Origin of the sequence: Burkholderia mycopellens (genome assembly GCF_964265025.1) — a bacterium.
Lineage (GTDB): Bacteria > Pseudomonadota > Gammaproteobacteria > Burkholderiales > Burkholderiaceae > Burkholderia.
Genome location: NZ_OZ183802.1, coordinates 3,746,798 through 3,760,259, shown reverse-complemented (window position 1 = coordinate 3,760,259; position 13,462 = coordinate 3,746,798). Strand labels below are relative to the sequence as shown.

Below are 13,462 nucleotides of genomic sequence, written 5' to 3'. Positions count from 1 at the left end.
ATGAGCAATCTGCAAAATACCCTGCCGACCGAATCCGCGCCGGCCGGCGGCCGTGCGCTCGCGCTGCGCGAGTTCTGGGCCAACTTCTCGCGCAACCGCGGCGCCGTCGGCGCCGGCATCGTCGTGCTCGTGCTGATCCTGGTCGCGCTGCTCGCCCCGCTGCTCGCGCCGCACAGCCCGGTCGAGCAATACCGCGACTTCGTGAAGATCCCGCCCGCGTGGCTCGAAGGCGGCAACTGGAAATTCATCCTCGGCACCGACGAAGCGGGCCGCGACATTCTTTCGCGGCTGATGTTCGGCGCGCGGATGTCGTTCTGGATCGGCTTCGTGTCGGTCGTGCTCGCGCTGATCCCCGGCATCGTGCTCGGGCTCGTCGCCGCGTTCTTCCAGAAGTGGGCCGACACGCCCGTGATGCGCATCATGGACGTGTTGCTCGCGCTGCCGTCGCTGCTGCTTGCGGTCGCGGTCGTCGCGATCATCGGCCCGGGCCTCACCAACACGATGTTCGCGATCGCGATCGTCGCGCTGCCGGCCTACGTGCGTCTGACGCGCGCGTCGGCGCTCGGCGAGCTGCAGAAGGAGTACGTGACGGCGTCGCGCGTGGCCGGTGCCGGCACGCTGCGCCTGATGTTCTCGCAGGTGCTGCCGAACTGCACGGCGCCGCTGATCGTGCAGGCGACGCTCGGCTTCTCGTCGGCGATCCTCGACGCGGCCGCGCTCGGCTTCCTCGGCCTCGGCGTGCAACCGCCGACCGCCGAGTGGGGCGCGATGCTGGCTTCCGCGCGCGACTACATCGACAACGCATGGTGGATCGTGACGATGCCGGGCCTGTCGATCCTGATTTCGGTGCTCGCGATCAACCTGCTCGGCGACGGGCTGCGTGACGCGCTCGACCCCAAGCTGAAACGGATGGCGTGACCATGAACAATCTTCTGACCATCCGCAATCTCGCGGTGAACTTCAACGGCCTGCCCGCGGTCGACCGGATCAACCTGTCGATCGCGCCGGGCGAGGTGGTGGGCGTCGTCGGCGAATCGGGCTCGGGCAAGAGCGTGACGATGATGGCGCTGATGGGCCTGATCGACGCGCCGGGCAAGGTGACGGCCGACGAGGTCACGTTCAACGGTGTCGACCTGCTGAAGGCGTCGCCGAAAGCGCGCCGCAAGATCGTCGGCAAGGACATCGCGATGGTGTTCCAGGACGCGCTGACGAGCCTGAACCCGAGCTATACGGTCGGCTATCAGATCAAGGAAGTGCTGAAGCTGCACGAGGGCCTGCGCGGCGACGCGCTGCACCGGCGCGCGCTCGAGCTGCTCGACCAGGTCGGCATTCCCGATGCGAAGAACCGCATCGCGTCGTTCCCGCACCAGATGTCGGGCGGGATGAACCAGCGCGTGATGATCGCGATGGCGGTGGCGTGCAACCCGAAGCTCCTGATCGCCGACGAGCCGACCACCGCGCTCGACGTGACGATCCAGGCGCAGATCATGGACCTGCTCGTGAAGCTGCAGAAGGAGCGCGGGATGGCGCTCGTGCTGATCTCGCACGACCTGGCCGTGGTGTCGGAGGTCGCGCAGCGCGTGGCGGTGATGTACGCGGGCGAGGTGATCGAGACGAACAGCGTGCCCGACATCTTCCGCGCGCCGCATCATCCGTACACCGAAGCGCTGCTCGCGGCGATTCCCGAGCACAATAAGGGGGCGCGTCGCCTTGCCGCATTGCCCGGCATGGTGCCGGGCCGCGATGATCGCCCGTCCGGGTGCCTGTTCGCGCCGCGCTGCAAGTACGTCGTCGACGACTGCCGCAAGGCGCGGCCGGCGCTCGACACGCTGGTGTCCGGCAACGATGCGATGCGCGCACGCTGCATCAAGCCGCTCAACGTTTCCAACCTCGACCTGACGGGAGGCGCACGATGAATGCAGTCAATCAAACGCGTGCCACGCCGCACGACGAGGAAGCCGTGCTGGTGGCCGACGGACTCGCGAAACACTATTCGGTGAAGCGCGGGATGTTCGGGCAGGGCACGGTGAAGGCGCTGAACGGCGTGTCGTTCTCGCTCAAGCGCGGCAAGACGCTCGCCGTCGTCGGCGAATCGGGCTGCGGGAAGTCGACGCTCGCCCGCCAGCTGACGATGATCGAAACGCCGACGTCGGGCAGCCTGACGATCGACGGCAAGAACGTGGCCGGCGCAAGCCGCGAGACGGTCGCCGACCTGCGCCGCCGCGTGCAGATGGTGTTCCAGAACCCGTTCGCGTCGCTCAACCCGCGCAAGACCGTCGAACAGACGCTTTCCGAGCCGCTCGAGATCAACGCGAACCTGACGGCCGCCGAACGCGCGCAGCGCATCGCGCAGATCATGCGCACGGTCGGCCTGCGGCCCGAGCACGCGAAGCGTTATCCGCACATGTTCTCGGGCGGCCAGCGCCAGCGTGTCGCGATCGCGCGCGCGATGATCCTCGATCCGCGCATCGTCGTCGCCGACGAGCCGGTGTCCGCGCTCGACGTGTCGATTCAGGCGCAGATCCTGAACCTGTTCATGGATCTGCAGGAGCAGTTCAAGACGAGCTACGTGTTCATCTCGCACAACCTGTCGGTGGTCGAGCACGTTGCGGACGACGTGATGGTGATGTACTTCGGCAGCGTCGCGGAGCTGGGCGACAAGGCAACGATCTACGCCCGGCCGCGTCATCCGTACACGCGCGCGCTGATGTCGGCGACGCCGGCGATCTTCGAGGAAGACCGCCGCGTGCAGATCAAGCTGCAGGGCGAACTGCCGTCGCCGCTCAATCCGCCGTCAGGCTGCGCGTTCCACCAGCGCTGCCCGTATGCGGTCGAGCGCTGCCGTGCGGAGGAGCCGCAGTTGCGCGAGGTCGACGGCCGGCGCGTAGCCTGCCATCGGGCCGAGGAGGTAGGGGAGGCGAATGCCTGAAGCGTTGGCGGCGCGCGCGTCCGGCGTGCGCCGTGCGGGGGCAAGCAGCGCACGCGTGATGCGCGCGTACCGCTACGCGCGGCGCTGGAGCGTGCGTACCGTCACGGGCGCGGCGCTGGCCGGCGCGTGCGTGGCGGCCAGCCTCGTGGTTCCCGTCGAATCCGCGCGCGCCGAAGGGCGCGCGCCGGCCACTTCACCGATCCATCCGTCGCAAGTCCCGCCGCCCGGCATGAGCCTGCCGGGCTTCCACGCGCCCGCCGTGTCGGACGGCACGGTGTCGCGCGGCACCGTGCGCGTGCAGCCCGCGCGCATGCCGTTTTACGTGGCGACCAAGGGCAAGGTCACGCTCTACGTGCTCGGCACGCTACACACGGGCGACCCATCCGATTACCCGAGCGCGCAGCCGTTCCGGCCGCGCATCCTCGCCGCGCTCGCCGCGTCGCCGACGCTCGCGCTCGAGCTGTCGCCCGACGACCTGCTCGAATCGCAGGACGACGTGTCGAAGTACGGCGTATGCCGCTACCCGTGCCTGCAGCGCCTGCTGCCCGAGCCGCTGTGGCAGCGGCTCGCGGCGCGCCTGCGCGGCAATCCGGCCGCGCTCGCCGAGATCCGCAAGATGCGGCCATGGCTCGCGGCGCTCGTCGTCGAGACCTACGATTCGCTGTCGGCCGGCCTGCAGACCGAATACGGCACCGAGGCGCAGTTGCAGAACGTGTTCCTGAAGAAGAAGGGCGGCCGCGTGATCGGGCTCGAGACGCTCGCCGAACAGATGCGCGCGTTCACCGGGCTGACGCTTGCCGAGCAGCGCGAGATGCTCGCGCAGGACATGGTGCAGACGCCCGCGCAGAACGCCGACGACATCAAGGCGCTGCACCGACTGTGGCGAATTGGCGACGCCGATGCGATCTCGGCGTGGGCGGTCGCGAAGGGCGAGCGGCTCGCGCGTTCGAAGGCGTTGTCGGCGTCGATCGACAACAAGATCGTGTACGAGCGCAACCGCCGCTTCGTTGCACGCATGACGGCAATCGCCGCACCGAACCGGCCGCTGTTCGTCGCGATCGGCGCGCTGCATCTGGGCGGCCCGCGCGGCGTGCTCGAATTGTTGCGTCAACAAGGTTACAGCGTCGACGCGAACTGATCGCCGCCGCCGCGCCCGAACCGATCTTCCCCTGTTTGATTGACGTCGTGCGCCCGGCTCAAACGCCTGTATGGGCACGCTGTTCGATAAGGAAAACCCTCAAATCGTCAGAAAATAGCGTTTCAAACGATTGACATCCCGATCTGCCAATATCTATCCTTCGATCCACAAGTTGAAAAAATGAAAAGAATAGAAAAAGTTCTACGGGGTAGCAGAAAATAAAGCGCGGGGTTAGCGCGTTGCCGGCACGTGATGCACGTGCCGGCCGCGGAAGTGTCTGCATGCACGGCGGGGCCAATCATCGTCGGACAACAACAAGGCATGCAGGCCGACTTGCGGGATAATCGACGTTCCGTCGTCCCACCGGGGAAAGGCAGTAATCGGGCGGCGGCGGACGTTTTTTAATCCGGAATATATTTCCGGTCACCGTCGCAAGACGGTTTCGGGGGGCGAATCGACAGACGGCGAAGCCGCAGCGATTGCGCCAACGGAAAAGCGCCACGAGGGCGCTTTTTTCTTTTGTACGACGGATGGTGCGCCCGCTTGCAGGATCGGCCGGATCACGCGCGTTCGTCGGCCTGCAGCATGCCGGGTGCGACCACGTCGACGCCCACCGCCTCGAGCGCGGCGCGAATCCGTTTCGCGAATACCAGCGCATGCGGCCCGTCACCGTGCAGGCAGACGGTCTGCGCATTGAGCATCACCCATTCGCCGTCGATCGCACGCACCTGCCGGCTGCGCACCATGTCCAGCGTGCGCGCGATCATCGTGTCCTCATCGTCGATCAGTGCGCCGGGCTGGTTGCGCGGCACGAGCGAGCCGTCCGCGCGGTAGCCGCGATCGGCGAACACTTCCTCCACCGCGGCGAGCCCCGCGTGCCGCGCGGCCGCGACGAACACGCTGTTCGCGAGCCCGAACACCGCGAGCGACGGATCGAAATCGCGGATCGCGGACACCACCGCATCGGCGATCATCGGGTCGCGCGCGGCCTGGTTGTACAGCGCGCCGTGCGGTTTCACGTGCGCGATGCGCCCGCCTTCGGCCTGCGTGATCGCCGACAGCGCGCCGAGCTGGTACAGCACGCCCGTGTAAATGTCGCTGGCCGGCAACTGCATTTCCTTGCGGCCGAAATTCTCCGGATCGTGAAAGCTCGGGTGCGCGCCGATCGCCACGCCTTTCTGCACGGCCCAGCGCACGCAATCGCGCATCGCGTTCGCCCCGCCCGCATGCCACCCGCATGCGATGTTCGCGGACGTCACGAGGTCGAGCAGCGCCTCGTCCGAACCGCATCCTTCGCCGAGATCGGCATTCAGATCGATTTCCATGATGTTCCTCGTCCACGGATTGCGTGGCCCGTCCTCTCTACTGCTACTGCGTTCGGTATTGCTACCGCTATTGTCACGCCGCACGCGAGTGGGCGCGGCGGCGCGCTTCCTCGCGCATGTCGATCGCGACGTCGATCTGCCGCAGATAGGCACGTTCCGCGGCCAGCGCGGCGCGCGCGGCGTCGGGTGTCGTGCGCACGAAGCGGATCGGCAGGTTGAGCCGCGCCTGCGCGAGTTTCCACAGGTCCGCACGGATCACCGTGCCGATCTTCGGGTAGCCGCCGGTGGTCTGCGCATCGTGCATCAGCACGATCGGCTGGCCGTTCGGCGGCACCTGGATCGTGCCGGGCAGCACCGCGTGCGACAGCAACTCGGCCGGCCGCTCGCGCACGAGTTCGACGCCGGCAAGCCGATAGCCCATGCGGTTGCTGTTGGCCGTGACAAGCCATTCCTCGTCCCAGAACGCCTGCTGCGAATCGGCGGCGAACGACGCGTAGTCGGGGCCCGGCAGCACGCGCACGGGCATCGCCCACGGCGCATGCGCAGGGCGGTGACGGCGCGGCGGCTCGTCGACGCGCACGAACGCGCACCATGCCGGCGCCTTGACGCCGAATTCGGGTGCGTCGGCCGCGAGGCAACCCATCCCGGCCGGAAGCACGCCGACCGGGAGGCGATCGCCGTCGCGCAGCGCGCGGCCGCCGAGGCCCCCGAAGCGCGATGCGAGATCGGTGCTGCGCGAGCCGAGCATCGGCAGCACGTCGATGCCGCCGGCGATGCACAGGTAGCCGCGCATCCCGCGTTTCGCGGCGGGCAGCACGAGCGTCTGCCCGGCCTCGACCGGCAGGCTCCACCATGAATATACGCGCCGGCCGTCGAGTGTTGCACCGAACTCGGTGCCGGTGATCGCGATGCGGGTCGCGCGTGTGAAGCGGAAGGCGGCCGGACCGATCGTGATCTCGATGGCCGCCGCATCGGGGCGGTTGCCGACCAGCCGGTTGCCGACTTCGAGCGCGAGGCCGTCGAGCGCGCCACCCTGCGCGACGCCGAGATGGCGCGCGCCGCGGCGCCCGAGATCCTGCACGGTGGTCAGCGGGCCGGCTCGCACCACCTCGATGGTGCCCGGTGCGTTGCTCTGGGTCATCGTGCGTCGACTCCCGCGATGGTGAAGCGGACTCGGTCGCCGGGCAGCAGCAGCGTCGGCTGCGGCCGCGCCGGATCGAACAGCACGTGCGACGTGCGGCCGATCAGTTGCCAGCCGCCGGGCGACGTGGTCGGGTAGATGCCCGTCTGCGCACCGCCGATGCCGACCGAGCCGGCCGGCACCTCGAGGCGCGGCGCCGCGCGGCGCGGCATGTGCAGCGCGGCGTCGAGCCCGCCGAGATACGCGAAGCCCGGCTGGAACCCGACGAAGAACACGACGTAGGCGCCGGCGGCGTGGCGCGCGACGACCTCGTCGGCCGACAGGCCGGTATGGGCGGCGACGGCCGGCAGATCGGGGCCGGCGGCGCCGCCGTACTCGACCGGGATCTCGACCTCGCGGCCGTCCGCGTGTTCGACGTCGGCGGTCTCCCACGCGTCGCGCAGCGCCGGCGTGAGCGACTCGGCCGTCGTGGCGAGCGGGTCGAATACGATCGTCAGGTTGTTCATGCCGGGCACGACGTCGATCACGTCGGGCCACGCGCGCGCGACCGCGGCAACGGCCCAGACGCGGCGCTGGCAATCGAGCGTGGCGGGCGGCGGCACCTCGCAGACGAGGGCGGCATCGCCGAGCGGATAAATGCGGGGTTGCGTCATCGGACTGGCACGGTTCGGACGGCAATGTTAGCGCACATTGTCAATAAAATATCGACAACTTCCCAATAAGCGTTTTCGCCTAGCCCGTATGCCGGGGCTTCTGGCGTACACTCGGCACACCCTGTCAACCGGCTTGCTCCGCCTTTCCATGAAGCGTCCTGCGACCAAGATCGTGTCATCCGAACACCTCGTTTCCGATTCGAGCGCGGAGCTGTCGGAACTCGAATACGGGCTCATCATGGCAGGCAACGCGTTCAACCGGTGGATGGTGCGCTGCATGTCGGCGGCCGGCGCGAAGGACATGACGGCGGTCGAGGTGTCGCTGCTGCATCACGTCAGCCATCGCGAACGCAAGAAGAAGCTCGCCGACATTTGCTTCGTGCTCAACATCGAGGATACGCACGTCGCGACCTATGCGCTGAAAAAACTGATCGCCCGCGGCTATGTGAAGAGCGAGAAGAGCGGCAAGGAAGTGTTCTTCTTCGCGACCGACGCGGGCCGCGACCTGTGCCTGAAGTACCGCGAGGTGCGCGAGCACTGCCTGATCGAGACGCTGAAGGACAGCGGGCTCACCAACGAGCAGATCGGCGACGCGGCGCAGTTGCTGCGCCACGCATCGGGCCTCTACGACACGGCCGCGCGCGCGGCGGCGTCGCTGTAAACGGTTGCGCCGGGGGCGCGCGGCGGTGCGCGGACGGGCGGGGCGACGACCGATGCGGCGCCGCCCGCCGTATCATCCGGCGGCCGGGTACAGCGCGCCGTCGGTCACGATCCAGCGCAGCGCGAGATCGTGCGCTTCGGCCGGCAGCGCATCGACCCGGCACGCTTCATAGGCGATGCCGACCGTCACGGGCGGCTCGCTGCCCGGCCATGCGGCGAGCGTGCGGTCGTAGTAGCCGCCGCCGTAGCCGAGCCGGTAGCGCTGCAGATCGAATCCCACGCAGGGAATCAGCAAAAGGTCGGGCACGACGACGATTCCCGACGCCGGTTCCGGAATCCGGTGATGACCTTCGCGCATCGGCGTGTGCGCGTCCCACGCATGGAACTCGAGCGGCGTGTGCCGCTCGTCGATCACGGGCAGCGCGGCCTGCCTGCCGGCGCCGGCCGCGCACCACGCGAGCACCGCATCGCGCGCATCGAATTCGCCCGGCAGCGGCCAGTAGAACCCGACCGTGCGCGGCGCGAGCCGCTCGAGCAGCGTGCGCAGCCGCGCGTCGAGCGCGCCGTTCGCGGCGGGTTGCGACGCGGCGTCGCGCCGTGCGCCGGACAGCGTTTTGCGTAGCGCAACCTTCGGGTTTGGCACAGGGTTGCGTGCTATGCTTTCGCTCACTTCGTGCTCCATTCAAATCGATGTCGAACAGCCTTTTCCGAGTATATCGCGCGGTCGCGCTGACGCTTTCGGCCGCCGCGCTCGTCGCGGGCACGGCCGCGTGCGCCGCGCCGAACGACGATACGGTCGCCGGGGACGACCAGACCTTCGTGCAGCTTCGTGAAGCCGCGCGTCGCAACGACGCTGCGAAAGCCGCGCAGCTCGCGTCGATGATCCCGAACTATCCGGTACCGTCCTACGTCGAGTATTTCCAGATCAAGCCGCAGCTGTTCGATTCGACGGGCCGCGCGCGCGTGGACGCGCCGGACGCGCCCGTGCAGTCGTTCCTGCAGCGCTACGACGGCCAGGCGATCGCCGACCGCCTGCGCAACGACTACCTGCTCGTGCTCGGCGCGCGCCACGACTGGCGCAACTTCGACGAGCAATACAAGCGCTTCGTGCTCGACGACGACACGCAGGTCAAGTGCTATGCGCTCGAATCGCGCGCGGCGCGCGGCGAGAACGTCGCCGATGCGGCACGCGCGCTGCTCGTCGAGCCGAAGAACTACGGCGACGCGTGCGTCGACCTGATCACCGCGCTGACGGTCAACCAGCAGTTCACGAGCGACGACGTGTGGCAGCAGGCGCGCCTCGCGTACGAGCAGAACTACACGACGCTCGGCGGCAAGATCGTCGATGCGCTCGGCCCGCGCCCGGTCGGCTTCGACCAGGCGACGAGCGCGCCGCCGCTGTACCTCGCGCGCGGCGTCGGCCCCGACGCGACCTCGCACCAGCTCGCGCTGATCGCGCTCGGCCGCATGGCGCGCAACGATCCGGACGCGGCAGCCGGGATGCTGACGTCGGTCGCCGCCTCGCTGACCAAGCAGGAGCAGGCGATCGCGTGGGGCGCGATCGGCTACCAGGGCGCGATCAAGCGCTCGCCGCTCGCATCGGTCTGGTATGCGAAATCCGCGAATGCGCCGCTGTCGAACCCGGGCTACGAATGGCGCACGCGCGCCGCGCTGCTCGCCGGCAACTGGCCGATGGTGCGCTGGTCGATCGAGCAGATGCCGCCGTCGCTGCGCGACGATCCGGCCTGGATCTACTGGCATGCGCGCGCGCTCAAGCAGAGCGGCGACACGCTGCAGGCGAACCAGGAGTTCGAGCAGGTGGCGGGCCAGTTCAACTTCTACGGGCAGCTCGCCGGCGAAGAGCTCGGCCAGCGCACGACGATCCCGCCGCGCACGAAGGTGAGCGACGCCGAGATCGACGCGATGAGCAAGATTCCGGGCTTCGCGCTTGCGCAGCGTTTCTATGCGCTGAACCTGCGCCTCGAAGGCAACCGCGAATGGAACTGGCCGCTGCGCGGGATGACCGATCGCCAGCTGCTGGCCGCGGCCGAATACGGCAAGCGCGTCGACCTGCTCGACCGCACGGTCAACACGGCCGACCGCACGAAAGCCGAGCACGACTTCACGCTGCGCTACCCGTCGCCGTACCGCAATATCGTCGAACGCTACGCGCAGTCGACGGGCCTCGACACCGAATGGGCGTACGGGCTGATCCGCCAGGAGTCGCGCTTCATCACGAGCGCGCGTTCGTCGGTGGGCGCGGGCGGCCTGATGCAGCTGATGCCGGCCACCGCGCAGATGGTCGCGAAAAAGCTCGGCCTGGGCACGATCTCGCGCACGCAGATGCACGACATCGATACCAACATCCAGCTCGGCACCTGGTATCTGGCGGACATCTACAACAACTTCGACAGCTCGCCGGTGCTCGCCACGGCCGGCTACAACGCGGGCCCGGGCCGGCCGCGCCAGTGGCGCCAGGTGTTGACGCAGCCGGTCGAAGGCGCGATCTTCGCAGAAACGATTCCGTTCAACGAGACGCGCGACTACGTGAAGAACGTGCTGTCGAACACCGTCTACTACGCGGCGCTCTTCGAGGGCAAGCCGCAGTCGTTGAAGAAACGTCTAGGCATGATCTCGCCCTGATACGCAACTTCACACTGCCGCGCGAGACGCGGCAGTGTTCTTTCGAGGCCTCGAACATGGATCGCCAGACCGTCGCGCTGCTGGGCGGCACCGGCTTCATCGGCAGCCGGCTCGTCAATGCGCTGATCGAATCCGGCAAGCAGGTACGGATCGGCACGCGCCGGCGCGACCACGCGCGCCACCTGCAGATGCTGCCGGTCGAAATCGTCGAGCTCGAAGCGCTCGACACGCGCACGCTCGCGCGCTTCGTCGCCGGCGCGCATGCGGCGATCAACCTGGTCGGCGTGCTGCACGGCGGCCGCGGTACGCCGTACGGGCCCGGCTTCGAGCGCGCGCATGTCACGCTGCCGGCCGCGCTCGCGACCGCCTGCACCGAGGTGGGCGTGCAGCGCGTACTGCACATGAGCGCGCTCGGCGCCGATTCGCGCGGCGCGAGCATGTACCAGCGCTCGAAGGGCGACGGCGAGGCCGCGCTGCATGCGATCGCGGCGACCGACTCGCTCGCGCTGACGATCTTCCGCCCGTCGGTCGTGTTCGGCCCCGGCGATGCGTTCCTCAACACGTTCGCGAACCTGCAGCGCACCGTGCCCGTGCTGCCGCTCGCGATGCCCGACGCACGCTTCCAGCCCGTCTTCGTCGGCGATGTCGTGCGCGCGTTCGTCAACGTGCTCGATCTCGCGGCCGCACACGGCAAGACCTACGAACTCGGCGGCCCGACCGTCTACACGCTCGAGCAGCTGGTGCGCTATTGCGGCACGCTGGTCGGCCGGCAGGCACGCATCGTACGGCTGCCCGACGCGCTCGCGCGGCTGCAGGCGAGCGTGTTCGAATGCCTGCCCGGCGAGCCCGTGCTCACGCGCGACAACCTCGCGACGATGTCGGTGCCGAACGTGCTGTCGGGGCCGCTCGCGCCGGAGCTCGGGATCTCGCCCGCGAGTCTCGAAAGCATCGCGCCCGCGTATCTCGGCCAGGCCGCGCAGCGCTCCCGGTTCGACTGGTTCCGCTCGCGCCGCTAGGCCGGCAGCGTCTTCCTTTCCACCTTCGCGTTATCCGGAACACCGTCATGAAACTCGTCATTGGAGACAAGAACTACTCGTCGTGGTCGATGCGCCCGTGGCTGCTGCTCGCGCATTTCGGCATCCCGTTCGACGAGATCGCGATCGAGCTGCGCCGCGATGACACGGCCGCACGCATCCGCGAGTATTCGCCGTCCGGCAAGGTGCCGTGCCTGGTCGACGACCACGGCGTCGCGATCTGGGATTCGCTCGCGATCGCCGAGACGCTCGCCGAACGCTATCCGCAGTTTCCGATGTGGCCGGCCGACCCGCTCGAGCGCGCGCATGCGCGCTGCGTCGCGGCCGAGATGCATTCGGGTTTCGCGGCGCTGCGCACGCAGATGGGGATGAACGTGCGCGCGTCGATGCCGGGGCGCGGTGCGACGCCCGACGCGCTCGCCGATGTCGCACGCATCGATGCGCTGTGGAGCGCGTGTCTCGAGGCGTCGGGCGGGCCGTTCCTGTTCGGCGAATTCGGGATCGCCGATGCCATGTACGCGCCCGTCGTGATGCGCTTCAATACGTACGCGCCGGGCCTGTCGCCGGAAGCGGCCGGTTATGCGGCCCGCGTGACGGCGCTGCCGGCCGTCCAGCGCTGGATCGACGCCGCGCGCCGCGAAACGAGCGTGATTGCCGAGTACGAGCCGACGCCATGAATATCTACGCTGTAGGCGGCGCCATCCGCGACGCATTGCTCGGCATGCCCGTGCAGGACCGCGACTACGTGGTGGTGGGCGCGACCCCCGAGCAGATGGCCGCGCAGGGTTTCCGGCCGGTCGGCAAGGATTTCCCGGTATTCCTGCATCCGCGGACGCAGGAGGAGTACGCGCTCGCGCGCACCGAGCGCAAGACGGCGGCCGGCTATCACGGCTTCCAGTTTCACTACGCGCCGGACGTGACGCTCGACGAGGATCTCGCGCGGCGCGACCTGACGATCAACGCGATGGCGCGCGAGGTGAGCCCGGAGGGCGAACTGGTCGGGCCCGTGATCGATCCGTTCGACGGGCAGGCCGACCTGCGCGCGCGCGTGTTCCGACATGTGAGCGATGCGTTCGTCGAGGATCCGGTGCGGATCCTGCGCATCGCGCGCTTCGCCGCGCGGTTCGCGGATTTCACGGTCGCGGATGAAACGCTCGCGCTGATGCGGCGGATGGTCGACGCGGGCGAGGTCGACGCGCTCGTGCCCGAGCGCGTGTGGCAGGAAATCGCGCGCGGGCTGATGGAGGCGAAGCCGTCGCGGATGTTCGCGGTGCTGCGCGAATGCGGTGCGCTCGCGCGCGTGCTGCCCGAAGTCGATGCGTTGTGGGGCGTGCCGCAGCGCGCCGATTACCACCCGGAGGTCGACACCGGCGTGCACGTGATGATGGTGGTGGACTACGCGGCGAAGCAGGGTTATTCGCTGCCGGTGCGCTTCGCGGCGCTCACGCACGATCTCGGCAAGGCGACGACGCCCGCCGACGTGCTGCCGCGCCACATCGGCCACGAGGGCCGCAGCGTCGACCTGCTCAAGCCGTTGTGCGAGCGGCTGCGCGTGCCGAACGAATGCCGCGATCTCGCGCTCGTGGTCGCGCGCGAGCACGGCAACCTGCATCGCGTGATGGAGATGGGCGCGGCCGCGCTGGTGCGGCTGTTCGAGCGCAGCGACGCACTGCGCAAGCCGGCGCGTTTCGCCGAGATGCTGCAGGCATGCGAATCGGATGCGCGCGGGCGGCTCGGGCTCGAAGCCCAGCCGTATCCGCAGGCCGAGCGGCTGCGCGTCGCGCTCGCGGCCGCGCGCAGCGTCGATGCCGGCGCAATCGCGCGCGGCATCGGCAATGACACGGAGAAGATCCGGGACGCCGTGCATCGCGCGCGGATCGAGGCCGTCGCGCAGGCGCTCGAGATCGGCGAATAGGGGTGACGGGAAGGGGGCGCGTCG

13 protein-coding genes are annotated in these 13,462 nt (G+C 68.7%); 9 read left to right on the top strand and 4 right to left on the bottom strand.

Annotated features, from left to right (window positions below; genetic code table 11):
- The 4 genes from ACPTTC_RS17530 to ACPTTC_RS17515 are packed head-to-tail and all read left to right on the top strand — an operon-like array spanning position 1 to position 4,067.
- A complete protein-coding gene (locus ACPTTC_RS17530) occupies positions 1 to 918 on the top strand; it encodes an ABC transporter permease subunit (protein ID WP_226198612.1) in 918 nt (305 codons plus the stop codon).
- A 2-nt stretch (positions 919 to 920) separates the two neighbouring features.
- On the top strand, positions 921 to 1,916 hold the full coding sequence (locus tag ACPTTC_RS17525; protein WP_226198611.1) for an ABC transporter ATP-binding protein: 996 nt from the start codon (positions 921 to 923) through the stop codon (positions 1,914 to 1,916).
- Positions 1,913 to 2,929, top strand: coding sequence for a peptide ABC transporter ATP-binding protein (locus ACPTTC_RS17520; RefSeq protein WP_226198610.1), 1,017 nt, complete (start codon positions 1,913 to 1,915; stop codon positions 2,927 to 2,929). Before ACPTTC_RS17525 ends, ACPTTC_RS17520 begins: the two co-directional genes overlap by 4 nt.
- Positions 2,922 to 4,067 carry a TraB/GumN family protein gene (locus ACPTTC_RS17515; protein WP_226198609.1) on the top strand — a complete coding sequence of 382 codons (1,146 nt, stop codon included), beginning with the start codon at positions 2,922 to 2,924 and terminating at the stop codon, positions 4,065 to 4,067. The genes ACPTTC_RS17520 and ACPTTC_RS17515 overlap by 8 nt, the downstream gene beginning before the upstream one ends.
- Positions 4,068 to 4,627: 560 nt before the next feature.
- Here ACPTTC_RS17515 and pxpA read toward each other — a convergent pair.
- The 3 genes from pxpA to pxpB form a co-directional block, all read right to left on the bottom strand.
- Positions 4,628 to 5,392, bottom strand: a complete 765-nt coding sequence (pxpA, locus tag ACPTTC_RS17510) for a 5-oxoprolinase subunit PxpA (RefSeq protein WP_226198608.1) — start codon at positions 5,390 to 5,392, stop codon at positions 4,628 to 4,630.
- A 73-nt stretch (positions 5,393 to 5,465) separates the two neighbouring features.
- A complete protein-coding gene (locus ACPTTC_RS17505) occupies positions 5,466 to 6,533 on the bottom strand; it encodes a biotin-dependent carboxyltransferase family protein (protein WP_423393212.1) in 1,068 nt (355 codons plus the stop codon).
- A complete protein-coding gene (gene pxpB, locus ACPTTC_RS17500) occupies positions 6,530 to 7,186 on the bottom strand; it encodes a 5-oxoprolinase subunit PxpB (protein WP_226198606.1) in 657 nt (218 codons plus the stop codon). The genes ACPTTC_RS17505 and pxpB overlap by 4 nt, the downstream gene beginning before the upstream one ends.
- A 148-nt stretch (positions 7,187 to 7,334) precedes the next feature.
- Between pxpB and ACPTTC_RS17495 the strand changes: the two genes are divergently transcribed.
- Positions 7,335 to 7,847, top strand: a complete 513-nt coding sequence (locus ACPTTC_RS17495; RefSeq protein ID WP_011546427.1) for a winged helix DNA-binding protein — start codon at positions 7,335 to 7,337, stop codon at positions 7,845 to 7,847.
- A 72-nt stretch (positions 7,848 to 7,919) separates the two neighbouring features.
- On the opposite strand, the gene ACPTTC_RS17490 is transcribed toward ACPTTC_RS17495, so the two are convergent.
- Complete coding sequence (locus ACPTTC_RS17490) at positions 7,920 to 8,528, bottom strand: 5-formyltetrahydrofolate cyclo-ligase (RefSeq protein WP_423393211.1); 609 nt, start codon at positions 8,526 to 8,528, stop codon at positions 7,920 to 7,922.
- Between the two features lie 8 nt (positions 8,529 to 8,536).
- On the opposite strand from ACPTTC_RS17490, the gene ACPTTC_RS17485 reads away from it, so the two are divergent.
- From ACPTTC_RS17485 to ACPTTC_RS17470, 4 genes are read left to right on the top strand one after another with little or no spacing between them, the layout of a single operon-like run.
- Positions 8,537 to 10,489, top strand: coding sequence for a transglycosylase SLT domain-containing protein (locus tag ACPTTC_RS17485; RefSeq protein WP_423393210.1), 1,953 nt, complete (start codon positions 8,537 to 8,539; stop codon positions 10,487 to 10,489).
- 56 nt (positions 10,490 to 10,545) lie between these two features.
- The gene (locus ACPTTC_RS17480; protein ID WP_423393209.1) at positions 10,546 to 11,505 is read left to right on the top strand and encodes a complex I NDUFA9 subunit family protein; all 960 of its coding nucleotides are present in this window, start codon (positions 10,546 to 10,548) and stop codon (positions 11,503 to 11,505) included.
- 47 nt (positions 11,506 to 11,552) lie between these two features.
- A complete protein-coding gene (locus ACPTTC_RS17475) occupies positions 11,553 to 12,200 on the top strand; it encodes a glutathione S-transferase family protein (protein WP_423393208.1) in 648 nt (215 codons plus the stop codon).
- Positions 12,197 to 13,438, top strand: a complete 1,242-nt coding sequence (locus ACPTTC_RS17470) for a multifunctional CCA addition/repair protein (protein WP_423393207.1) — start codon at positions 12,197 to 12,199, stop codon at positions 13,436 to 13,438. Before ACPTTC_RS17475 ends, ACPTTC_RS17470 begins: the two co-directional genes overlap by 4 nt.
- The last annotated feature ends 24 nt before the right edge of the window (positions 13,439 to 13,462 follow it).